Source organism: Pseudomonas sp. 58(2021) (assembly GCF_017491585.1).
GTDB classification, from domain to species: Bacteria; Pseudomonadota; Gammaproteobacteria; order Pseudomonadales; family Pseudomonadaceae; genus Aquipseudomonas; species Aquipseudomonas fluorescens_BT.
On sequence record NZ_JAFGYZ010000015.1, the window covers coordinates 40,444 to 62,329 of the forward strand.

A 21,886-nucleotide genomic window follows, 5' to 3' on the forward strand; every position below is an offset into this window, starting at 1 on the left:
CGAGTGTTCCAGTTGAAACCAGCAGGTATTAACTGTCGCCCGAGGGAGGGTTGGCTCCCTCAGGTGACAAGGTTAGATCAGTGTCAGATTTTTACGTCTGGCGCAGGCTTGTCGCTCGGATTGGCGATCAGCTCTTTAACCTTATCGCTCATCGGGAAGTTCAGGTTCAGACCCTTCGGCGGGATCGGGCTCTCGAACCACTTGCTGTAGATCTTGTTGATCTCGCCGGATTTGTAGAGCGCGACGATGGCGTCGTCTACAGCCTTCTTGAAGGCCGGGTCGTCTTTGCGGACCATGCACGCGTAGGCTTCGAAGGACTGTGCAGTACCGGTGATGACCCAGTCGTCCGGCTTCTTGGCCTTGGCTTCTTCGCCGGCCAGCAGGGCGTCGTCCATCATGAAGGCGACGGCGCGGCCGCTCTCCAGCATCTGGAAGGATTCGCCGTGGTCCTTGGCGGAGATGACGTTCATGCCCATCTGCTTGTCAGCGTTCATCGCCTTGATGATGCGCTCGGAGGTGGTGCCGGCGGTGGTCACGACGTTCTTGCCTTTCAGGTCGGCGAAGTCAGCGTAGGACGGCTTGCCTTCCTTGTCTTTCTTGACCAGCAGGCGGGTGCCGATTTCGAAGATGTTGGTGGTGAAGGCGACTTGCTGGGCGCGTTCGGCGTTGTTGGTGGTGGAGCCGCACTCGATGTCCACGGTGCCGTTCTGTACCAGCGGGATACGGGTCTGCGAGGTGACCAGGTTGTACTTGACGTTCAGGTCAGGCTTGTTCAGGTCTTTTTTCAGGGCTTCGACGATAGCGACCTGAATGTCGTGGGAGTAGCCCACGGGTTTGCCCGAAGCATCGGCGATGTAGGAGAAGGGAATGGAGCTGTCACGATGCCCGAGGGTGATGGTGCCCGAGTCGTTGATCTTCTTAAGGGTGCCGGTGAGCTCGGCAGCGAAAACTGGTGTGCTGATCAGAGCGGCAGCAATGGCTGCGCCCAGGATATGGGGAACGATGCGCATCAAATTTTCCTCGACATTGTTTTTTTTATGGAGCCGGTTGAGCGGGCCCTTTTGTACTTCGAATGCCTGACGGCTCCTGTTGTGCTGGCGCAACAGGCATTCGTCGAAGGAGTGTAGAGCATGAGTCGTGCCAGACCAGTCGATAGGCGTTAATGCATTGATTTATAACGTTATTAAAGTTTTGTGATGGTGTTTTTCCATGAATCTGATCCGGTTAACCGAATTGACCGTCAGGTCGTGTTCGGAAAACCGAACGTGCTCGGCGCACCGTATTTCAGCTTGAATGCAAAAAGCCCCTGAATCTTTCGATTCAGGGGCTTTTTGTTCGGCGACGAATGAATCAGGCCGCTTCGATCTTGCTGCGGTTCTGCTCGACCTTGTTCAGGTACGCCGCGAGTTTTTCCTGCTCGGCCGGGGTGGTGAACAGCCCCAGTTTGCTGCGGCGCCACAGGATGTCATGCGCGGTGGTGGCCCACTCTTCGGCACACAGGTAGTCGACTTCACGGGTGTAGAGCCCGCCGCCGATGTGTTCGCCCAGGTCGGTCAGGGTGTCGACGCCTTCGAGCATGCGCCAGGTGCGGCTGCCGTAGGTGGTGGCCCAGCGGCGGGCGATTTCGGTCGGTACCCAGTCGAACTTGTCGCGAATCAGCGCGCTCAAGGCCTGCGGCGTGGTCATGTCTTCGCCGCCTGGCAGGGTGGCGCTGGCGGTCCAGCTCGGGCGCATCTGGGTGAAGAACGGCATCAGTTGTGCCATCGCCGACTCGGCGAGCTTGCGGTAGGTGGTCAGCTTGCCGCCGAATACCGACAGCAACGGCGCTTCTTCGGTGCTTCCGGACAGCGCCAGGGTGTAGTCGCGGGTCACGGCCGAAGGATTGTCGGACTCGTCGTTGCACAGCGGACGTACGCCCGAGTAGGTGTGCAGGATGTCGTCACGGCCGATCTGTTTCTTGAAGTGGGCGTTGACCACTTTCAGCAGGTAATCGGTTTCGCCGTCGGTGATTGCCACTTTGGCCGGATCGCCGGTGTACTCGCGGTCGGTGGTGCCGATCAGCGTCAGATTGTTCAGGTACGGAATGGTGAAAACGATGCGCTGATCTTCGTTTTGCAGGATGTGCGCGTGATCGCCTTCGTACAGTTTCGGCACGATGATGTGGCTGCCCTGGATCAGTCGGATACCGTATGGCGATTCCATCTTCAGGTCGTCACGGATGAACTTGGCGACCCACGGGCCGGCGGCGTTCACCAGCGCTTTGGCGGTGATCGAAAACAGGCTGCCGTCGGCGCGCTCCAGGTTCAGGTGCCACAGGCCCTTGGCACGGCGGGCGCTGACGCAACGGGTCTGGGTGTGCACATGGGCGCCTTTTTCGCGGGCGGCCATGGCGTTGAGCACCACGAGACGGGCGTCGTCGACCCAGCAGTCGGAGTATTCGAAGCCTTTGCGGATTTCGCTTTTCAATGCACTGTCGGCGCCGAACTTCAGGCTTTTCGAGCCTGCCAGTTTCTCGCGCTTGCCGAGGTGGTCATAGAGGAACAGGCCGGCACGGATCATCCACGCCGGACGCAGGTGCGGGCGGTGCGGCAGCACGAAACGCATCGGCTTGACGATGTGCGGGGCCTTGGCCAGCAGCACTTCGCGTTCGGCCAAGGCTTCGCGCACCAGACGGAATTCATAATGTTCGAGGTAGCGCAGACCACCGTGGATCAGCTTGCTGCTGGCCGATGAGGTATGGCTGGCCAGGTCGTCCTTTTCGCAAAGGAACACCGAGAGACCGCGACCGGCGGCATCCGCTGCGATCCCCACGCCATTGATCCCGCCGCCGATGACGGCGATGTCGTAGATCTCGGAGATAGGGGGCGTACGCAAGGTAGATGTGGACATCGGCTGGCCTCGGGCTCTTTTGATTTTCTGTCTTGGAAATCGAACATGAATGTTCATTTGCGAAAATGGTAGCCCATAAAGACGCGCACAGCCAGCCGACTTCGATTGAAAAAACTCATCGAAGGGCGGGGAAAGGAAAATATTCGAACATCAGATGTGCATAAGGCGCCGGTGCAGGCGCCTTCTGCGGGGGAGGGTTAAACGACTTCCAGGCGAATCTTGTGCTGGCTCAGCAGTTGCGCCAGGGCTGGCACCGGTTGCTGATCGGTCACCAGGCAATCGATCAGACTGATCGGGCCGAGGCGGATCATGGCGTTACGCCCGAACTTGCTGGAGTCCGCCGCCAGAATTACCTGCCGGGCATTGGCGATGATTGCCTGGGACACCCGCACTTCCTGGTAATCGAAGTCGAGCAGGCTGCCGTCTTCGTCGATACCGCTGATGCCCACCAGTGCAAAGTCGACCTTGAACTGATTGATGAAATCCACGCTCGCCTGACCCACCACGCCGCCGTCGCGACGCACGTTGCCGCCGGTCAGCAGCACATCGAAATCATCCTTGGCGCTGAGCATCGAAGCGACGTGCAGGTTGTTGGTGATGATCTTCAGATGGCTGTGATTGAGCAGGGCGCGGGCAATCGATTCGGTGGTGGTGCCGATGTTGATGAACAGCGAGGCGTGATCGGGGATCTGCGCGGCGATGGCTTCACCGATGCGTTGTTTTTCATCGCGCATCTGATCGGCGCGCATCGCATAGGCGGTGTTTTCGACGCTGGAATCATAAGCGGCGCCGCCATGGTAGCGACGCAGCAGATTGGCTTCCGCCAGTTGATTGATATCGCGGCGGATGGTTTGCGGGGTAACAACGAACAGCGTGGCCATTTCCTCGATGCTCACATAGCCGCGTTCGCGGACCAGCTCGAGGATTTGCTGCTGACGGGGAGGCAGATTCATGGGGCTTCCTTTGGGCTGCCGTGCAAAATTTGCCCATGATGACGCAGGAATCTCCTCCCGACCAGTTTCCAAACAACGTGAAAGCTACTGCGCTCGGCAATCCTGCGTTAAAAACAGGCTCGGACTGCTCATTTACAAACCCGTAAACTCCGCGTCCTCGCCTGTTTTTGCCTTGTCTTGCCTTCGCTCGCTACGCTTTCACGCTGTTTGGACCAGCCTTAGTCAGTCCTCAGACTGGCTTATTCAGCGTCCTCGCGTTCCCAGTCACGGGTACGGCTGACGGCTTTTTTCCAGCCTTTATAGAGCTTCTCTTTGGCCGCTTCGTCCAGACTCGGTTCGAACTCGCGCTCGATCACTGCCTTGCCGCGCAGTTCTTCCAGGCTGCCCCAGAAACCGCACGCCAGGCCGGCCAGGTAAGCCGCGCCGAGCGCTGTGGTTTCGCGCATTTGCGGGCGCTCGACCTGAGTGCCGAGGATGTCGGCCTGGAACTGCATGAGGAAGTTGTTGGCTACCGCACCGCCGTCCACGCGCAGGGCCTTGAGGCGTTCGCCGGAGTCCTGTTGCATGGCGTCGAGTACGTCGCGGGTCTGGTAGGCGATCGATTCCAGCGCGGCGCGGATGATGTGATCCACTCGCACGCCGCGGGTCAGGCCGAACAGCGCGCCACGGGCATACGGGTCCCAGTAGGGAGCGCCGAGGCCGGTGAAGGCTGGCACCAGATAGACGCCGTTGCTGTCCTTCACTTTATTGGCGAAGTATTCGGTGTCGTGGGCGTCGTTGATGATTTTCAGCTCATCGCGCAGCCACTGCACGGTCGAGCCACCGTTGAACACCGCGCCTTCCAGTGCGTAAGCCACTTCGCCGCGTGGGCCACAGGCGATGGTGGTGAGCATGCCGTGTTGCGATTTCACCGCTTTGTCGCCGGTGTTCATCAGCAGGAAGCAGCCGGTGCCGTAGGTGTTTTTCGCCTGGCCCGGCTCCACGCACATCTGGCCGAACAGCGCGGCCTGCTGGTCGCCGGCGATACCGCCGATGGCGATGCCGCTCTTGGTACGACCGTAGATTTCCGAGGAGGCTTTGACTTCCGGCAGCATCTCGCGCGGGATGTCGAGGATCTCCAGCATCTTCGCGTCCCACTCAAGCGTGTGGATGTTGAAGAGCATGGTGCGCGAGGCGTTGGTGTAGTCGGTGACGTGGACCTTGCCGCCAGTGAATTTCCAGATCAGCCAGCTGTCGACGGTGCCGAACAGCAGTTCGCCGTTGCGCGCACGTTCACGGCTGCCCTCGACGTTGTCGAGGATCCACTTCAGTTTGGTGCCGGAGAAGTACGGGTCGGTCACCAGACCGGTGTTGTCGCGGATGTAGTCTTCATGACCGTCGCGCTTGAGCTGCTGGCAGATCTCGGTACTGCGGCGGCATTGCCAGACGATCGCGTTGTAGACCGGGCGACCGGTGGTCTTGTCCCAGACCACGGTGGTTTCACGCTGGTTGGTGATGCCGATGGCGGCCACCTGATCGTGATGCAGACCGGCCTGGGCCAGCGCTTCGACCATCACCGCGCTCTGGGTGGCGAAGATTTCCATCGGGTCGTGTTCGACCCAGCCGGCTTGCGGGTAATGCTGGGCGAATTCGCGCTGCGCGGTGCAGACCACGTTCGCATCGCGGTCGAAAATGATCGCGCGGGAGCTGGTCGTACCCTGATCGAGGGCAATGATGTAGTTCTTATTCTGAATGTCGGTCATGTCGATTGCCTTGGACGAAATAAGGGAGAGTGGGCCGTGGCGCAGGCTCGGATTGGCAGGAACCCGCGCCGACTTGTTTCAAGAAGTTCTTGGTTTGCCGTCAATGGCCGGTTCTGCATCCTTTGTAGCAGGTGTGGCGCCGGTCAGGTGACGGGCAATCAGCCCGCGATACCCGGCAGCGCCGAGGCAGGCACCGACAATCGGTGCAAAAATCGGAATCAGGAAGTACGGGATTTCACGTGCGCCGGTGAAGGAAATTTCACCCCAGCCTGCGAAGAAAGTCATCAGTTTCGGACCGAAGTCGCGGGCCGGGTTCATCGCGAAACCGGTCAGCGGGCCCATCGAGCTGCCGATCACGGCAATCAACAGGCCGATCAGCAGCGGCGCCAGCGGGCCTTTCGGCAGGCCGTTGTTATCGTCGGTCAGGGACATGATCACGCCCATCAGGATCGCGGTGATGATCACCTCGACCAGGAACGCCTGCGCCGTCGACAGCGCAGGGTTCGGGAAGGTGGAGAACACCGACGCCAGTTCCAGGCTGGCGGCCGAACCACGAACCATATGGTGAATCTGTTCGAAATCGAAGAACAGGTTGCTGTACAGCGTGTAAACCAACAGCGCGCCGCAGAAGGCGCCGGCAATCTGTGAAAGGATGTAGAACGGCAGTTTGCGCTTTTCGAAGTCGGCAAAAATGCTCAGGGCAATACTGACGGCAGGGTTCAGGTGCGCACCGGAAACCCCGGCGGTGAGGTAGATCGCCATGCTCACGCCGACGCCCCAGATGATGCTGATTTCCCACAGACCGAAGCTGGCGCCCGCGACCTTGAGCGCGGCGACGCAGCCTGTACCGAAGAAGATCAGAAGTGCAGTACCCAGAAACTCGGCCAGGCACTGGCTCGAGAGCGATGGTTGCTGTAACGCAGTTGTCATTGAAAACCTCGGTTTTTGTTGTTGTCTGGCGCGTTTGCCGACAGGGCAAGGCGCGATTTTCGCCGGGGCAGGATCCCCATCCTGTTCCCGGTTTACTGCTGGTTGCTGCGGTGACCATAATTCTTACATTATTCAGATTCGAAAAAATATAGACAAGAAACAAAGCTGTCAAAGGTCGAAAGTGAACCGTCAGTCACAAATAAACTATCAGTCAGGTGAATGATCCTGCGGGGCACTCGCCGGGCAATCCGACTGTCAGCCTGCAAGCCGCGGGAAACGTGGCGCGCAATAGAGCCTTTTGCTTGGCGATGGCCTAGAATCCGGCGCAGGTTTTTTTGTTACTGCCGAGCCTGGAGCTGCCATGACCCCTGCGTTGGACTTGTTGAAAAAAGTTCGTGCCGAACATCGCGTGCACAGTTACGAACATGACCCGAAAGCGGCGTCCTACGGGCTGGAGGCCGCGGAAAAACTGGGGCTGGAGCCGGCACAAGTGTTCAAGACTCTGCTGGCGGCCAGTGAAAAAGGTGAATTGCTGGTGGCGGTGGTGCCGGTCGTCGGAAGTCTCGACCTCAAGGGGCTCGCCCACGCGGCCGGAGTAAAGAAAGTCGAAATGGCCGACCCGGCCGCTGCGCAACGTTCCACCGGTTACCTGTTGGGCGGCATCAGTCCGCTGGGACAGAAAAAGCGCCTGCGCACTTTTATTGATAATTCCGCCCAAGGGTTTGCGACCATTTATGTCAGTGCCGGTCGACGCGGGCTGGAGGTCGAACTGGCGCCCGCGGTTCTCGCCGAGCACACCCAGGCGAAGTTCGCCGACATTGGTCGCGTCTGAGTTCTGTATGAGAAAAATTGACCGGCTCTGTCACTGGCGATGAACGAGCCGTAGCGCCATGCTCTTTCGACTGACAAGGGGAGAAGGTTATGCAGCTCGAGTTTCATCAGGTCGACGCATTCAGCGACAGGCCGTTCAGTGGCAACCCGGCGATGGTCTATCGGCTCGACGCCTGGCTCTCGGACAACTTGATGCAGAAGATCGCCGCCGAGCACAATCTGGCGGAAACCGCGTTTCTGGTGCGCGAAGGTCAGGCCTGGCACATCCGCTGGTTCACGCCGACCACCGAGGTGCCGTTGTGCGGTCACGCGACCCTGGCCAGTGCGTACGTGCTGTTCGAGATTTACAAGGAAACGGCCGAGCGTCTGGAGTTCATCTGCAAGTCCGGGCCGTTGAGTGTCAGTCGGGAAGGTAACCGATTGTGGCTGGATTTTCCGGCCATCACCCCTTCGGAAATCGGCGTGACACTGGATGTCGAGCGAGCGTTGGGCGTTCAGGCGGTGGATGTGCTGGGTTCCAACGAACTGTTCGTGGTGCTCGAGTCGGAGCAGGCGGTGCTCGATTGCACGCCGGACATGGTCGCCCTGGCCAAACTGCCCTGGCTCGGTGCCATCGTCACGGCCCGGGGCAATCAGCATGATTTCGTCTCGCGCTATTTTGCTCCTGCCATTGGCATCAATGAAGATCCGGTGACCGGCTCGACCCATTGCAGCCTGATCCCGTACTGGTCCAAACGGCTGGGCAAATCGAGCCTGACGGCTTGCCAGCGTTCGTCGCGGGGCGGGGAGTTGTTCTGTCGGCTGGAAGGCGAGCGGGTGAAGATCGGCGGACATGCGACCCTGGTTGCCAGCGGCACATTGATGCTGGGCTGAGAGCAAAAAACAAGGGAGCCATCAGGCTCCCTCATTGTTTGTCGGCAGATCAGTGCGCGGTGCTGTAGCGACGAACGCCGTTTTCCACAGCGGGAATCTGCGCAGCGGTGCTGCCGGACGCCTGGAACAGCACCAGATGTTCCGCCGCCACACGAATCCCGACATCAGCACCGATCTGATGGTCAGCATGGCTCGGGAAGATCGATTCCAGTTGAGCGCCGGTCGGCAGTTGCAGGCGATACAGGGTCGAAGCCCCAAGGAATGTCTTGCCGACGATCCGTGCTTTCAGCCCGCTATCCGGCGCGTAAACGATGTCGTCCGGACGCAGCAGCACATCCACCGCGCCACCGACCGGCCAGGTGTAGGCGCGATTGCCGCGCAGTTCACCAAGTTCGGTGTGCACCGATTCCGGGCTGCCAAGCTGGCCGCGAATGAAATAGCCCTGGCCAATGAAGCTGGCAACAAACGGTGTCGCCGGTTCGTGATAGAGGTTGTAAGGCGTATCCCACTGCTCCAGCCGGCCTTCCTTGAACACGCCGACGTGATCGCTGACGGCGAAGGCTTCTTCCTGATCGTGGGTCACCAGAATTGCGCTGGTGCCACGGGCCTTGAGGATGTCGCGCACTTCATGGCTGAGCTTGCGTCGCAGTTCGCCGTCGAGGTTGGAGAACGGCTCGTCGAGCAGCAGCAGTTGCGGCTCCGGCGCCAGGGCGCGGGCGAGGGCGACACGTTGCTGCTGGCCGCCGGACAGTTCGTGCGGGAAGCGCTTGCCGAGGTTCTTCAGGTTGACCAGTTCCAGCAGTTCTTCGACGACGCGCTCCTTGTTCGGGTGCTTGCGAATGCCGAAGGCGATGTTGTCCGCGACACTCAGGTGCGGGAACAGCGCGTAGTCCTGGAACACCATGCCGATCCGGCGCTTCTCCGGGGCGAGGGTGAAACCGGCGCTGGAGAGGGTTTCCCCGCCGAGCTGGATTTCCCCTTCGTGCACCGGTTCGAAACCGGCGATGGCGCGCAGGGTGGTGGTCTTGCCGCAGCCGGACGAGCCGAGCAGGCAACCGATGTCGCCGGCGTTGAGGTGCAGATTGAGGTTCTGCACCACACGTTGATCTTGATAGCCGCAAGCGAGGTTGCGCAGGTTCAGCAGTAATTCATGACTCATGCGTGGTGATATGCCGGTTCGACGAGGAACTCGAGCAGGGCCTTCTGTGCGTGGAGACGGTTTTCTGCCTGATCCCAGGCGACGGAGCGCGGGTCATCAAGCAGGTCGAGGCTGATTTCCTCACCGCGGTGGGCGGGCAGGCAGTGCATGAATAGCACGTCATCGGCAGCCAGGTCGAGCAGGGCGCGGTTGACCTGAAACGGCGCAAACAGCTTCAGGCGCTTGGCGGTTTCCTCTTCCTGGCCCATGGAGGTCCAGACATCGGTGCTGACCAGATGCGCGCCACGCACGGCGTCTTTCGGGTCGCGGACGATGGTCACGCGATCACCGGCCCGGGCCACGAACTCGGGATTTGGCTCGTAGCCTTCAGGGCAGGCCACGCGCAACTGGAAGTCGAACTGGATCGCCGCCTCTATATAGCTGTTGCACATGTTGTTGCCATCGCCGATCCAGGCCACGGTCTTGCCCTGGATCGAGCCACGGTGTTCGAGGAAGGTCTGCATGTCGGCCAGCAACTGGCACGGGTGCAGGTCATCGGACAGGCCGTTGATCACCGGCACGCGGGAGTTGGCGGCAAATTCGGTCAGGGTGCTATGGGCAAAGGTACGGATCATCACCGCATCGAGCATGCTCGACATGACGATGGCGCAGTCGCCGATGGGCTCGCCACGGCCCAGCTGGGTGTCGCGCGGCGAAAGGAAGATCGCCTGGCCACCGAGCTGGATCATGCCGGCCTCGAAGGAGATCCGGGTACGGGTCGAGGATTTCTCGAAGATCATCCCCAGGACGCGGTTTTTCAAAGGCTCGAACAGTACGCCGCGGTTACGCAGGTCCTTGAGCTCAACGCCTCGACGGATCACGCTGACCAGCTCTTCGGGCGTGCAATCCATCAGGGAGAGAAAGTGCCTTGCGCTCATCATTGACTACCTTTTTGCTACAAACCGCAGATGCTCAAAGCCTTGTTTATCGGAACAACGGGCGAGACCTGCGGCGTAAGCCGCACGGGGCGACGAAATAGGGGGAGGCGCGATATTGACACTAAATGTCGCGTTTTTCCAATAGGCTGCGATTTTTGCGGATTGTGCGGGGGGGACGAGGTCACTCGAAGCGCCGGTTTGGAGCCGGGTTCCAGACCTTTGTACACTGACGCCGCACGGCTTGGCAATCAGGCGGGGCGGGGATGGAACAGGTCTGGTCGGTTTGCGACTGGTCAGCCATGGATTCGCTGGTCGGATGTCAGATCTGAAACATTTGCTAAAGCAAAGTGCTGGGTTATAAATAACTCACGAGCGACGCAGGAAGCCTCCGCATGGAATCGAAAGAAAAACTGTTAATGGAATTGCTGGGCCACACGGCACGCTCACTGACTCATCTGACCGCATCGGTCACTTCAATGTCCTTCGAACTGCTGCGCAGTGAAGACGAAGTGGTCAAGACGGCCGGCCGCCATATGATTGATCGCATGGCCACCATTAGCGCCGGACTCGATGAGCACTGGCGATTGATCGGCGAACTCACCGGCGTGCACGTCGCGCACGAGCAGATCGAGACCATCCAGGAAATCCAGCTGGCCGCACCGCCACAGCTCCCGGCGAACTGACGCGGGTCTATCGGCCGGCCTGATGGCCGCCGATTCACAAGACGAACGTCGCTGGCGCAGCGCCCGGCCGCGGGCCATAGTTTTGTTCCCGCAGGCGTGCTTGCCTGCCCAGAACAAGACAGAGACTGGCCATGACCAAGACTCTCAATCACCGTGCCTGCCACCTGTGTGAAGCCATCTGCGGCTTGACCATCGAAACCACAGAAACCGACGGCCAGGTGCAGATCACCTCGATCAAGGGGGATGCACTGGATACCTTCAGTCGCGGGCACATCTGCCCCAAAGCCGTGGCGCTGCAAGACATCCAGAATGATCCGGATCGTCTGCGCCAGCCCATGCGTCGGGTCGGCAGTGAATGGTTGCCGATCGAGTGGGACGAAGCGTTCGAGCTTGTAGCCGAAAAGCTCTCGGCCATTCAGGAGCGTCATGGGCAGAACGCGGTTGCCGTGTATCAGGGCAACCCCAGCGTGCACAACTACGGGCTGATGACCCACAGCAATTACTTCCTCGGCCTGTTGAAAACCCGCAATCGCTATTCGGCGACGTCGGTCGATCAACTGCCCCATCACCTGACCAGCTACCTGATGTACGGCCACGGTTTGCTGCTGCCGATCCCGGATATCGATCACACGGATTTCATGCTGATCCTGGGTGGCAACCCGCTGGCGTCCAACGGCAGCATCATGACCGTGCCGGATGTCGAGAAACGTCTGAAGGCTATTCAGGCCCGGGGCGGCAAAGTAGTGGTGGTCGACCCACGGCGCAGCGAGACGGCGGCGATGGCCGATCAGCATTTGTTCGTGCGTCCCGGCGGCGATGCGGCGTTGTTGTTTGGTGTACTCAACACGCTGTTCGATGAGGGGCTGGCTCGAGGCAGTCATTTGCCGGTGGACGGTCTGGATGAGGTTCGCGCGGCGGTGGCGGGCTTCACCGCCGAAGCCATGAGCCCATTGTGCGCGGTTCCCGCCGAACAGATCCGCCAGCTGGCCCGGGACTTCGCCGCCGCGCCGAGCGCCGTCTGTTACGGTCGAATGGGCGTTTCCACTCAGGCTTTCGGCACGCTGTGCCATTGGGTCGTGCAGTTGATCAACCTGGTGACCGGCAACCTCGATCGGGTTGGCGGTGCACTGTGCACGGAGCCTGCGGTGGATCTGGTGGCATCGACTTCAGGCGGGCACTTCAACAAATGGCAGAGCCGTGTTTCGGGGCGTCCTGAATACGGCGGCGAGTTACCGGTCTCGGCACTGGCCGAAGAAATGCTCACCGAAGGTGAAGGACAGATCCGCGCGTTAATCACCGTCGCCGGCAACCCGGTGCTGTCCACGCCCAACGGCCGGCAACTGGAGCAGGCGCTGGACGGGTTGGAGTTCATGGTCAGTGTCGACCTGTATATCAACGAAACCACGCGCTATGCCGAGCTGATCCTGCCGTCGACCTCGGCGCTGGAGAACGATCACTACGACACCACCTTCAACCTGTTTGCGGTGCGCAACGTCACCCGTTTCAACCGGGCGATTCTCGCCAAACCTGAAGGCGCACTGCACGACTGGGAAATCTTCGTCGGCCTGGCCAAGGCCTTTGCGGCGAAGACCGGCAAGGAGCTGAAACCGACGATGCCGCCGGCGAAGATGATCGACATGGGGTTGCGCATGGGCGCCTATGGCGATGCGTCCGAACACAAATTGTCGCTGGCGACGCTGTTCGATCATCCCCACGGCGTTGATCTGGGAGCGCTGAAACCCAACCTGACACCGCGATTGAAGACCGCCAATCAACGCGTTCAGGCCGCGCCGCCGGAAATTCTCGCCGACCTGGCGCGTTTCTCTGCTTTGCAGGCGCCGGCCGCCGGTGAACTGTTGATGATTGGTCGCCGTCATGTGCGCAGCAACAACTCGTGGATGCACAACTATCATCGACTGGTGAAGGGCAAGCCGCGTCATCAGTTGTTGATGAATCCGGAGGATCTCGCCAGTCGCGGGCTCAGTGATGGTCAACTGGTGCGGGTCAGTTCAAGGGTCGGCCAGATCGAGGTCGAGGTGCTCGGCAGTGCGGACATGATGCCGGGCGTGGTCAGCCTGCCCCACGGCTGGGGTCATGCCCGGCCGGGGGTGCAGATGGCGATTGCCAGTGGCCAGCCGGGCTCGAGCGCCAATGACCTGACCGATGAATGCCAGCTCGACGAGCTGTCAGGCAATGCGGCGCTCAACGGCGTGCCGGTGACGGTGGTGGCGGCTTGAGCAAGTCTGTCGGGGAGACCGAGCAGGGCGCTCGGGATTCCGTTACAATGCGCCACCGTGCCGACCCATGAGTCGGAAAGTTCAGCCGAGGTGCTCCATGGATATCATCGAAACGATTAAAGAGCAGATTGCCAACAACACCATTCTGCTTTACATGAAAGGCTCGCCGAATGCCCCGCAGTGTGGCTTCTCCGCGAAAGCTGCGCAGGCTGTAATGGGCTGTGGCGAGAAGTTCGCCTACGTCGACATCCTGCAGAACCCGGAAATCCGTGCCAACCTGCCAAAGTACGCCAACTGGCCGACTTTCCCGCAACTGTGGGTAGCCGGTGAACTGGTCGGTGGCAGCGACATCATGGCTGAAATGTTCGCCAATGGTGAACTGCAGACCCTGGTCAAGGAAGCATCCGCCAAGGCTGCTGCGGCCAAGTCCGAAGCCTGATTTGGTTTCAGCCTGGATTTCGGCGAGTCTGAAGTCCGGGCAATAAAAAGCCCCGCCTCTTGAAAGAGGGCGGGGCTTTTTTGTATCTCGTGTTTAGCGCTGGCTAATCACTCGTCGTCGCCCATCTGCGATTGCAGATAGTTCTCAAGACCGACTTTATCGATGAGGCCGAGTTGGGTCTCCAGCCAGTCGATGTGTTCTTCTTCGGACTCAAGAATGTCTTCAAGCAGTTCGCGGCTGCCGAAGTCGCCAACGGATTCGCAATGAGCGATGGCTGCCTTCAGGTCGGCGTGACCGGTGCGCTCGATACGCAGGTCGCACTCCAGCATTTCCTTGGTGTGCTCGCCGATGTGCAGCTTGCCCAGGTCCTGGACGTTCGGCAGGCCTTCGAGGAACAGGATGCGCTTGATCAGCTTGTCCGCGTGCTTCATCTCGTCGATGGATTCGTGGTACTCGTGCTTGCCCAGCTTGTTCAGGCCCCAATCTTCGTACATGCGCGCATGCAGGAAGTACTGATTGATCGCGACCAGCTCATTGGCAAGGATCTTGTTGAGATGCTGGATGACTGTTACGTCGCCTTTCATGGTGGGAGTCCTGCCCTAAGTAGCGGTATATAGGGCAGAGTTTGAGCTGGGTATTTATAAGTGTCAAACCTAAGTTATTGAATAATAAATGAAAATTAATCTGAATAAGAATGTTTGTGTTCCGCGTCTAGACGCTAAGCAATTGATTTTCAGGCATAAAAAAACCGGACATAAGTCCGGTTCTTCGAATTCGTGATAATTACGCGGCGGTAAATTCTGCCGGGTAGGGGATCGCAGCCTGGGCGGTTTGCAGCTTGGTCAGGGTTTCGCGGACGACTTCCTTCGCCAGGCACGCACATTTGCCGCATTGGCTGGCGACGCCGGTGGCCTGACGGACTTCTTTATAGCTGCAGCAACCTTCATAGATCGCTTCGCGGATCTGTCCGTCGGTGACGCCAGTGCAGAGGCAAACATACATAAGTGAGAACCGTCGCTGGTTGTGACTCAATTGCGATGGATCTTAATGTTAACGAGAATGATTGTCAAAGTGCTTTCGCAGTGGTTTTCATCGCCAACGCCTGTGACTGACGAACGGTGGTGCATGGCTGAATGCCAGCCGGGATTTCGCGAAAAACCTTTGAGGACAGTCGAAAAGCGCAGTGTATGATGGTCGGCCCTTGCGAAGGGGGTTCGTGTCACAGGGCTGTCGCCTGAGGGTGGCAGGCTGGCGCGGACCCTGAACTTCAAGTTTCTACACCAGGAGATATCAATGAGCGTACTCGTAGGCAAACAAGCCCCTGACTTCACCGTCCCGGCCGTACTCGGCAATGGCGAGATCGTTGACAGCTTCACCCTGTCCTCGGCCATCAAAGGCAAATACGGCCTGGTGTTCTTCTACCCGCTGGACTTCACCTTCGTCTGCCCGTCCGAGCTGATCGCTCTGGACAACCGCATGGCTGACTTCAAGGCACGCAACGTTGAAGTGGTCGCCGTTTCGATCGACTCGCACTTCACCCACAACGCCTGGCGTAACACCCCGGTCAACAATGGCGGCATCGGTCAGGTGAAATACACCATGGCAGCCGACATGAAGCACGACATCGCCAAGGCCTACGACGTTGAGTCCGAAGGTGGCGTGGCGTTCCGTGGCGCGTTCCTGATCGACGACAAAGGCGTTGTCCGTTCGCAGATCATCAATGACCTGCCGCTGGGCCGTAACATGGAAGAGCTGATCCGTCTGGTCGACGCTCTGCAATTCCACGAAGAGCACGGCGAAGTCTGCCCTGCCAACTGGAAAAAAGGCGACAAAGGCATGAACGCTTCGCCAGAAGGCGTTGCGGCTTACCTGACCGAGAACGCTGCTGCCCTGTAAGGCGCACGCCTCAGGTACAGAAAGCGAGGTACAAAAAAACCGGCCCATGTGGCCGGTTTTTTCATGCTCGGAAGCAGCCCGATGAAGATCAGTCGTCGAAGTCTTCCCAGCCGCCCATCTGTTTCCAGCGGTTGACGATGCCGCAGAACAGCTCGGCGGTCTTTTCGGTGTCGTAACGCGCCGAATGCGCTTCACGGCCATCGAAATCGATATCGGCTGCCTGACAGGCTTTCGCCAGCACGGTCTGACCGTACGCCAGGCCGGCGAGGGTCGCGGTGTCGAAGCTGGAGAACGGGTGGAACGGATTGCGCTTCATGTCCAGCCGCGCAACGGCGGCGTTGAGGAAGCCCAGGTCGAAGCTGCTGTTGTGGCCGACCAGGATCGCCCGCTTGCAACCGTTGGCCTTCAAGGCCTTGCGCACGCCACGGAAGATGTCGGTCAGGGCCGTTTCTTCGCTGACGGCCATGCGCAACGGGTGATCGAGCTTGATCCCGGTGAACTCCAGTGCCGCCGCTTCGACGTTGGCGCCTTCGAACGGCTCGACGCGGAAGAAGTAGGTGTGATCCGGGTAGACGAAACCCTTTTCATCCATGGCGATGGTGGTCGCGGCAATCTCCAGCAACGCATCGGTGGCCGAGTTGAAACCACCGGTTTCTACGTCGACGACAACCGGCAGGTAGCCGCGAAAGCGTGCTGCCATCGGATGGCGGGAGCCGCCGCCACCTTGACCGTCCAGTTCGTCGTCGAAATGGTCTTCACTCACGCGTGTTCCTCCAGCAGGCGCCAGCGCAGTTTTTCACCGGCGCGCAGCGGGATAACGGTCAGCTCGCCGAAAGGCAGGCTGGTCGGGGCGGTCCATTCTTCACGAACCAGGGTGATACGGTCGGCGTTGGCCGGCAGGCCGTAGAAACGCGGGCCGTTTAGGCTGGCGAATGCTTCGAGCTTGTCCAGCGCATTGCGCTGTTCAAAGGCCTCGGCATACAGCTCGATGGCGGCGTACGCGGTGTAGCAGCCGGCGCAGCCGCAGGCGGCTTCCTTGGCGTGCTGGGCGTGCGGCGCCGAGTCGGTGCCGAGGAAGAACTTCGCGCTGCCGCTGGTGGCGGCGTCGAGCAGGGCTTCCTGGTGGGTGTTGCGCTTGAGGATCGGCAGGCAATAGAAGTGCGGCCGAATCCCGCCCACCAGCATGTGGTTGCGGTTGTACAGCAGATGATGCGCGGTGATGGTCGCGCCGACGTTGGCCGAAGCCTCGTTGACGAACTGCACGGCATCACCGGTGGTGATGTGTTCGAACACAACCTTGAGCGTCGGGAAACGCTCGACCACACGACGCATGTGCTCGTCGATGAAGATTTTCTCGCGGTCGAACACATCGACGTCGCCACGGGTGACTTCACCGTGGATCAACAGCGGCATGCCGACTTCGGCCATGGCTTCCAGCGCCGGGAAGATCTTGTCGATGCTGGTGACCCCGGAATCGGAGTTGGTGGTGGCGCCGGCCGGGTACAACTTGGCCGCGTGGACAAAACCGCTGGCCTTGGCTTCACGAATTTCTTCGGGCTGGGTACGGTCGGTGAGGTACAGCACCATCAACGGCTCGAAACGACTGCCGGCCGGGCGGGCAGCGAGAATCCGCTGGCGATAGCCGTCGGCTTCAGCGGCGTTGCGCACCGGAGGTACCAGGTTGGGCATGATGATGGCGCGACCAAAGGTGCGCGCAACATCTGCAACGGTATTGGTCAACACGGCACCATCACGAAGATGAATGTGCCAGTCGTCGGGACGCAGCAGGGTCAGGCGGTCGGACATGAGGGGATTCCAGGCGGGTCAAACTGAGGCGAATGCTACCGGAAAAGACTCTTGCAGGCACTCGCTATCAAGTTTTGCGACGAGCGTCCGATATCCCATAGGTATGCCGTAAACATGTATGTATCGGTCTTTTTTGTTGTAGAAGCCAATGGAGCCTCCCGTGCGCCAGCGTTATTTAGTCTTGCTCAGTGTGTTTGCCAGTCTTCCCGCGATGGCACTGACCTACCAGACCCGTCTGGAGAACATTGAGTGGACGGTCGAAGGCGACAAGTTCGAATGCCGCCTGACGCAGCCGATCACCGACTTCGGCTCGGGCCAGTTCGTGCGCAAGGCCGGCGAGCAGGCGATTTTTCGCCTGAACGCCTACAACGCGATGCTGGGCGGCGGTTCGGCAACCTTGCTGGCGGCGGCAGCGCCTTGGCAGCCGGGACGCAATGACATCAATCTGGGCAGCGTCAGGATTGGCACCGGCAACGTGCTGTTCAACAGTTCGCAGTCGCAGGCCGGCGGGTTGATCAGTGGTTTGCTGGAAGGTCGCAGCCCGGTGGTGCGGCGTGCCTCCGGTGATGGACGGGTCTCCGAAGTGCGTCTGCTGCCGGTCAAGTTCAGCAAGGCGTTCAACGACTATCAGACCTGTGTGGCGAAACTGCTCCCGCAGAATTTCGATCAGGTCAAAAACTCGCAGGTCGGCTTTCCGGGCGAGGGCACCGATCTGGACGCTGCCGCGAAAGCCAGACTGCAAGTGATGCTCGAGTTCATGAAGGCCGATCCTACGGTCAATCACATTGAGCTCGATGGCTACTCCGACAACAGCGGCAATCGTCTGACCAATCGTGAGTTGTCGCGCCGTCGCGCGCTGGCGGTGGTCGATTTCTTCAAGGCCAACGGCATCGCCGAATCGCAGATCACTGTGCGTTTCCACGGTGAGCAATACCCACTGGTCCCCAACACCAATGCCGCCAACCGGGCGAAGAACCGTCGGGTCAGCGTGAAGTTGGCCCGGGTGGCCCCGGTCACTGCTCCAGCGCCTCAAGCCAGTACGCCGGCCAACGCAGCGGCGACTTCCTGACCTGCCGGTCATCGTCGCGCTCTCGACAGATTCTGTCGCTTTGTCGTCTTAAGCTGTCGCGCCTCTGTAAATTATCGCGTTTGAGCGGTAGACTCCTCGGCTTTCCGTAGAACCCCGTGGAGTGATGGCATGGCGGACGTAAACAAGGTCGTTCTGGCGTATTCCGGCGGCCTGGACACTTCGGTGATCCTCAAGTGGCTGCAGGATACTTATAACTGTGAAGTCGTGACCTTCACCGCTGACCTGGGTCAGGGCGAAGAGGTCGAGCCGGCTCGCGCCAAGGCTCAGGCCATGGGCGTCAAAGAAATCTACATCGACGACCTGCGCGAAGAATTCGTGCGTGACTTCGTGTTCCCGATGTTCCGTGCCAACACCGTTTACGAAGGCGAGTACCTGTTGGGTACTTCCATCGCGCGTCCGCTGATCGCCAAACGTCTGATCGAAATCGCCAACGAAACCGGTGCCGATGCCATTTCCCACGGCGCGACCGGCAAGGGCAACGACCAGGTCCGTTTCGAGCTGGGTGCCTACGCGCTCAAGCCTGGTGTGAAAGTGATCGCCCCTTGGCGCGAGTGGGACCTGCTGTCCCGCGAGAAACTGATGGACTACGCCGAGAAGCACGCGATCCCGATCGAGCGCCACGGCAAGAAGAAATCCCCGTACTCGATGGACGCCAACCTGCTGCACATCTCCTATGAAGGCGGCGTGCTGGAAGACACCTGGACCGAGCACGAAGAAGACATGTGGCGCTGGACCGTCTCCCCGGAGAAGGCTCCCGACACCCCGCAGTACCTGGAACTGACCTACCGCAACGGCGATATCGTCGCCCTGGACGGTGTCGAAATGACTCCGGCCACCGTACTGGCGACCCTGAACAAGATCGGCGGCCAACACGGTATCGGCCGTCTGGATATCGTCGAGAACCGTTACGTCGGCATGAAATCCCGTGGCTGCTACGAAACCCCGGGCGGCACCATCATGCTGCGCGCTCACCGCGCCATTGAATCGATCACCCTGGACCGCGAAGTCGCTCACTTGAAAGACGAGTTGATGCCGAAGTACGCCAGCCTGATCTACACCGGTTACTGGTGGAGCCCGGAGCGTCTGATGCTGCAACAGATGATCGACGCCTCCCAGGTCAACGTGAATGGCGTCGTGCGCCTGAAGCTGTACAAGGGCAACGTGATCGTGACCGGCCGCAAGTCCGACGATTCGCTGTTCGACGCCAACATCGCGACTTTCGAAGAAGACGGCGGCGCCTACAACCAGGCCGATGCCGCAGGCTTCATCAAGCTCAACGCGCTGCGCATGCGTATTGCTGCCAACAAAGGCCGCAAGCTGTTCTGAGCCCCTCGGAACTGACGTCAAATGGCGGCCTTGTCGTTGTGACAAGGCCGCTATGCCGCAATACCCTTCTGTTGACCTGATCGTTGCCGGTCAGCGTTCCTGTTTTCATCTTTATGACTTCGAATATTGCGTTGAAGTAATATTCATCCCCCTGCCTCACTTTAAATTTTTCCCGATACCGTGATGTTCGGCGAGCGAATGTCGTAAATAATACAGTATGTCGTTCCTGTTGTTTTATTGCCTTGTCTGAGCGATTTGATGATGTTTTCTTTCGGGAAAGTGTCTGGCATATCATCGATCAGAACGAGGAGTATTCTGGGTGAGTGCTTTATCGGTTGCAGAATTTTTTTCTTCATCGAGTCTATTTGAGATTCGGCGTTCGTTCCTCGAATAAAACCGATGCACAGTGTGCTCATGGGTTTCGGCAGTTTTATTACATGTGTTTCCGGCTCTTCCCGATCTGATGGTTCTTCGGATGAATGAGGCTCCGTATCTTCAAAAGCCTTGAGGAAGTTGTTGTCATTGTCGAAGTCCGATGGGGCATACAGGGAACGATAGTTGAAGTTCAAGGTGATGAAGAAAAGGAACAGTAAATAGAACGGGAAGCTGATCAAAAACCAGATATAGATTTCACGTTCGGCATTGTCGAGAAATGGCAAGGATACCGCCGCAGACGTTTCTGAGATGAAAGCGAATATGGCAATGACGGTGATGGGGTTGGTGATTTTTTGATTGATCTTTAACATGTTCTTTACTCATGGGTAGGGTCTTTCTCGTCATGTTGGTTATTGGCGCTGCTTGTAGAGTCCGGCCGAAGTGATTTCAGTGTTCGGTATCTGGTATCTATATTAAAAATAGCCGGATGGATATCGGTATGTTGTTTCGGTTTTTTTGTTTGTTTGATCTGCCCTTTGCAGATCTCATTGCTTCCGGTTTTTGAATTGCAGGTCCGGAAAGTTTAAATGCTTATTTAATCTAGTCTGTTGTTGGGCGTTTATGAGTCTTTTCTGTAGGATAAATCTTTATTGCCTGTAGGAGGCGTCTCTCGCTGCAGGTGCAAAGGAACTTTGCTATGCCAAGCATGAAACGACTACGTTATTGTGCCGGTTCTAAAAAATCGAACAGCGAAACTGGACTTGCCCATGAATAAAGTGTTGATCGTGGATGATCATCCCGTCATTCGTCTTGCTGTGCGTATGCTGATGGAACGTCATGGCTACGAAGTCGTTGCAGAAACGGATAATGGAGTGGATGCATTACAACTGGCCCGCGACCAGATGCCCGATATTGTCATTCTGGATATCGGCATACCAAAACTTGATGGACTGGAAGTCATTGCGCGTCTGACGACGAGCGCGATGCCTTTGAAAGTGTTGGTGCTGACCTCTCAGGCCCCGGGCCATTTTTCCATGCGCTGCATGCAGTCGGGGGCTGCGGGATATGTTTGCAAGCAACAGGATCTGACCGAGCTGCTCAGCGCAATAAAGGCTGTGCTGTCCGGATACAGCTACTTTCCCAATCAGGCCTTGCATACTGTGCGGACCAGTCTGGGCAACGCCAGTGAGGCCGACATGGTTGATCGCCTGTCCGGGCGCGAGATGATGGTGCTGCAACAATTGGCAAGGGGCAGGACCAACAAGGAAATCGCTGATGGCATGTTTCTCAGCAACAAGACTGTCAGCACCTACAAGACCCGCTTGCTGTTGAAACTCAATGCGCGCTCTCTGGTGGATCTGATCGAGCTGGCCCAGCGTAATGGGCTGGTCTGACGGCTTCAACCGTCGAGGGATCATGGGCGGATCGGTATCGACTTGCAGCAAAAAATAAAAAGCCTCCGTTGCGGGAGGCTTTCAAATGTCACAGATCAAAATCGTAATCGGCCAATTGCTTCTGCAGTCGGCGCTCCTCGAGCAGGTTATCGATGGTGCGGCGCTTGCTGAGGTTGGTCTTGGCGACTTCGACCACAGGCTCGGCGTCGTCGGCATCTGCAGCGACGAAGTCGTCATCTACGTCCAGTTGTTCTTTGCTGTCAGTCATAAGGTTAACTCCAGGCTAAGACTGCCTTTGGCGCTCCTTATATCGATATTCCTGCTACGGGTAAAAAAGATTTTTTCA

Annotated in this window: 22 protein-coding genes; 9 read left to right on the forward strand and 13 right to left on the reverse strand. The window is 58.7% G+C overall.

Annotation, left to right across the window (positions count from 1 at the left end):
• Nucleotides 1-83 precede the first annotated feature (83 nt).
• From J5M72_RS18350 to J5M72_RS18370, 5 genes are all read right to left on the reverse strand, one after another.
• Nucleotides 84-1,010: a glutamate/aspartate ABC transporter substrate-binding protein gene (locus tag J5M72_RS18350; RefSeq protein WP_169431715.1), complete on the reverse strand. Its 927-nt coding sequence runs from the start codon at nucleotides 1,008-1,010 to the stop codon at nucleotides 84-86.
• Between the two features lie 340 nt (nucleotides 1,011-1,350).
• Nucleotides 1,351-2,889, reverse strand: a complete 1,539-nt coding sequence (gene glpD / locus J5M72_RS18355) for a glycerol-3-phosphate dehydrogenase (RefSeq protein WP_207866716.1) — start codon at nucleotides 2,887-2,889, stop codon at nucleotides 1,351-1,353.
• Nucleotides 2,890-3,086: 197 nt separating this feature from the next.
• Nucleotides 3,087-3,842, reverse strand: coding sequence for a DeoR/GlpR family transcriptional regulator (locus J5M72_RS18360; RefSeq protein ID WP_007953179.1), 756 nt, complete (start codon nucleotides 3,840-3,842; stop codon nucleotides 3,087-3,089).
• 239 nt (nucleotides 3,843-4,081) lie between these two features.
• Nucleotides 4,082-5,584 (reverse strand): glycerol kinase GlpK, encoded by a 1,503-nt coding sequence (gene glpK, locus J5M72_RS18365; protein ID WP_169431713.1) that lies wholly within the window; start codon nucleotides 5,582-5,584, stop codon nucleotides 4,082-4,084.
• A gap of 78 nt (nucleotides 5,585-5,662) precedes the next feature.
• Entirely contained in the window at nucleotides 5,663-6,514 is an 852-nt protein-coding gene (locus J5M72_RS18370) for an MIP/aquaporin family protein (RefSeq protein WP_207866717.1), read from the reverse strand.
• A 361-nt stretch (nucleotides 6,515-6,875) separates the two neighbouring features.
• Here J5M72_RS18370 and ybaK point away from each other — a divergent pair, with 361 nt between their 5' ends.
• The gene (gene ybaK, locus J5M72_RS18375; protein WP_207866718.1) at nucleotides 6,876-7,346 is read left to right on the forward strand and encodes a Cys-tRNA(Pro) deacylase; all 471 of its coding nucleotides are present in this window, start codon (nucleotides 6,876-6,878) and stop codon (nucleotides 7,344-7,346) included.
• Between the two features lie 89 nt (nucleotides 7,347-7,435).
• Nucleotides 7,436-8,218, forward strand: a complete 783-nt coding sequence (locus tag J5M72_RS18380; protein ID WP_169431711.1) for a PhzF family phenazine biosynthesis protein — start codon at nucleotides 7,436-7,438, stop codon at nucleotides 8,216-8,218.
• 49 nt (nucleotides 8,219-8,267) lie between these two features.
• Here J5M72_RS18380 and J5M72_RS18385 read toward each other — a convergent pair whose 3' ends face one another.
• Nucleotides 8,268-9,377, reverse strand: coding sequence for an ABC transporter ATP-binding protein (locus tag J5M72_RS18385; protein ID WP_207866719.1), 1,110 nt, complete (start codon nucleotides 9,375-9,377; stop codon nucleotides 8,268-8,270).
• Nucleotides 9,374-10,294: an ornithine carbamoyltransferase gene (gene argF / locus J5M72_RS18390; protein WP_207866720.1), complete on the reverse strand. Its 921-nt coding sequence runs from the start codon at nucleotides 10,292-10,294 to the stop codon at nucleotides 9,374-9,376. The genes J5M72_RS18385 and argF overlap by 4 nt, the downstream gene beginning before the upstream one ends.
• 392 nt (nucleotides 10,295-10,686) lie before the next feature.
• On the opposite strand from argF, the gene J5M72_RS18395 reads away from it, so the two are divergent.
• The 3 genes from J5M72_RS18395 (at nucleotide 10,687) to grxD (ending at nucleotide 13,653) form a co-directional block, all read left to right on the forward strand.
• Nucleotides 10,687-10,977: a hypothetical protein gene (locus tag J5M72_RS18395; protein ID WP_169431708.1), complete on the forward strand. Its 291-nt coding sequence runs from the start codon at nucleotides 10,687-10,689 to the stop codon at nucleotides 10,975-10,977.
• Between the two features lie 131 nt (nucleotides 10,978-11,108).
• The gene (locus J5M72_RS18400; RefSeq protein ID WP_207866721.1) at nucleotides 11,109-13,214 is read left to right on the forward strand and encodes a molybdopterin oxidoreductase family protein; all 2,106 of its coding nucleotides are present in this window, start codon (nucleotides 11,109-11,111) and stop codon (nucleotides 13,212-13,214) included.
• Nucleotides 13,215-13,311: 97 nt separating this feature from the next.
• Nucleotides 13,312-13,653 carry a Grx4 family monothiol glutaredoxin gene (grxD, locus tag J5M72_RS18405; protein ID WP_039765841.1) on the forward strand — a complete coding sequence of 114 codons (342 nt, stop codon included), beginning with the start codon at nucleotides 13,312-13,314 and terminating at the stop codon, nucleotides 13,651-13,653.
• A gap of 107 nt (nucleotides 13,654-13,760) precedes the next feature.
• Here grxD and bfr read toward each other — a convergent pair whose 3' ends face one another.
• Together bfr and J5M72_RS18415 are read right to left on the reverse strand one after the other, a co-directional pair.
• Nucleotides 13,761-14,237 carry a bacterioferritin gene (gene bfr, locus J5M72_RS18410; protein WP_169431706.1) on the reverse strand — a complete coding sequence of 159 codons (477 nt, stop codon included), beginning with the start codon at nucleotides 14,235-14,237 and terminating at the stop codon, nucleotides 13,761-13,763.
• 199 nt (nucleotides 14,238-14,436) lie between these two features.
• Nucleotides 14,437-14,655 (reverse strand): bacterioferritin-associated ferredoxin, encoded by a 219-nt coding sequence (locus tag J5M72_RS18415; protein WP_007953193.1) that lies wholly within the window; start codon nucleotides 14,653-14,655, stop codon nucleotides 14,437-14,439.
• Nucleotides 14,656-14,946: 291 nt separating this feature from the next.
• Between J5M72_RS18415 and J5M72_RS18420 the strand changes: the two genes are divergently transcribed.
• Entirely contained in the window at nucleotides 14,947-15,549 is a 603-nt protein-coding gene (locus tag J5M72_RS18420; RefSeq protein ID WP_123588592.1) for a peroxiredoxin, read from the forward strand.
• Between the two features lie 88 nt (nucleotides 15,550-15,637).
• Here J5M72_RS18420 and rnt read toward each other — a convergent pair whose 3' ends face one another.
• Nucleotides 15,638-16,312: a ribonuclease T gene (gene rnt, locus J5M72_RS18425; protein ID WP_007953196.1), complete on the reverse strand. Its 675-nt coding sequence runs from the start codon at nucleotides 16,310-16,312 to the stop codon at nucleotides 15,638-15,640.
• Nucleotides 16,309-17,355, reverse strand: coding sequence for a dihydroorotase (gene pyrC, locus J5M72_RS18430; protein WP_207866722.1), 1,047 nt, complete (start codon nucleotides 17,353-17,355; stop codon nucleotides 16,309-16,311). Before pyrC ends, rnt begins: the two co-directional genes overlap by 4 nt.
• Nucleotides 17,356-17,515: 160 nt before the next feature.
• Here pyrC and J5M72_RS18435 point away from each other — a divergent pair, with 160 nt between their 5' ends.
• Nucleotides 17,516-18,424 (forward strand): OmpA family protein, encoded by a 909-nt coding sequence (locus tag J5M72_RS18435; protein ID WP_169431705.1) that lies wholly within the window; start codon nucleotides 17,516-17,518, stop codon nucleotides 18,422-18,424.
• Nucleotides 18,425-18,553: 129 nt separating this feature from the next.
• Nucleotides 18,554-19,771, forward strand: a complete 1,218-nt coding sequence (locus tag J5M72_RS18440; RefSeq protein WP_007963976.1) for an argininosuccinate synthase — start codon at nucleotides 18,554-18,556, stop codon at nucleotides 19,769-19,771.
• A gap of 161 nt (nucleotides 19,772-19,932) precedes the next feature.
• Here J5M72_RS18440 and J5M72_RS18445 read toward each other — a convergent pair whose 3' ends face one another.
• Nucleotides 19,933-20,517: a hypothetical protein gene (locus J5M72_RS18445; RefSeq protein WP_207866723.1), complete on the reverse strand. Its 585-nt coding sequence runs from the start codon at nucleotides 20,515-20,517 to the stop codon at nucleotides 19,933-19,935.
• Between the two features lie 396 nt (nucleotides 20,518-20,913).
• On the opposite strand from J5M72_RS18445, the gene J5M72_RS18450 reads away from it, so the two are divergent.
• Entirely contained in the window at nucleotides 20,914-21,540 is a 627-nt protein-coding gene (locus tag J5M72_RS18450) for a response regulator transcription factor (protein ID WP_169431703.1), read from the forward strand.
• Between the two features lie 88 nt (nucleotides 21,541-21,628).
• Here the strand turns inward: J5M72_RS18450 and J5M72_RS18455 are convergent, their stop codons facing one another.
• Nucleotides 21,629-21,808 (reverse strand): hypothetical protein, encoded by a 180-nt coding sequence (locus tag J5M72_RS18455; protein ID WP_169431702.1) that lies wholly within the window; start codon nucleotides 21,806-21,808, stop codon nucleotides 21,629-21,631.
• Nucleotides 21,809-21,886: the final 78 nt, after the last annotated feature.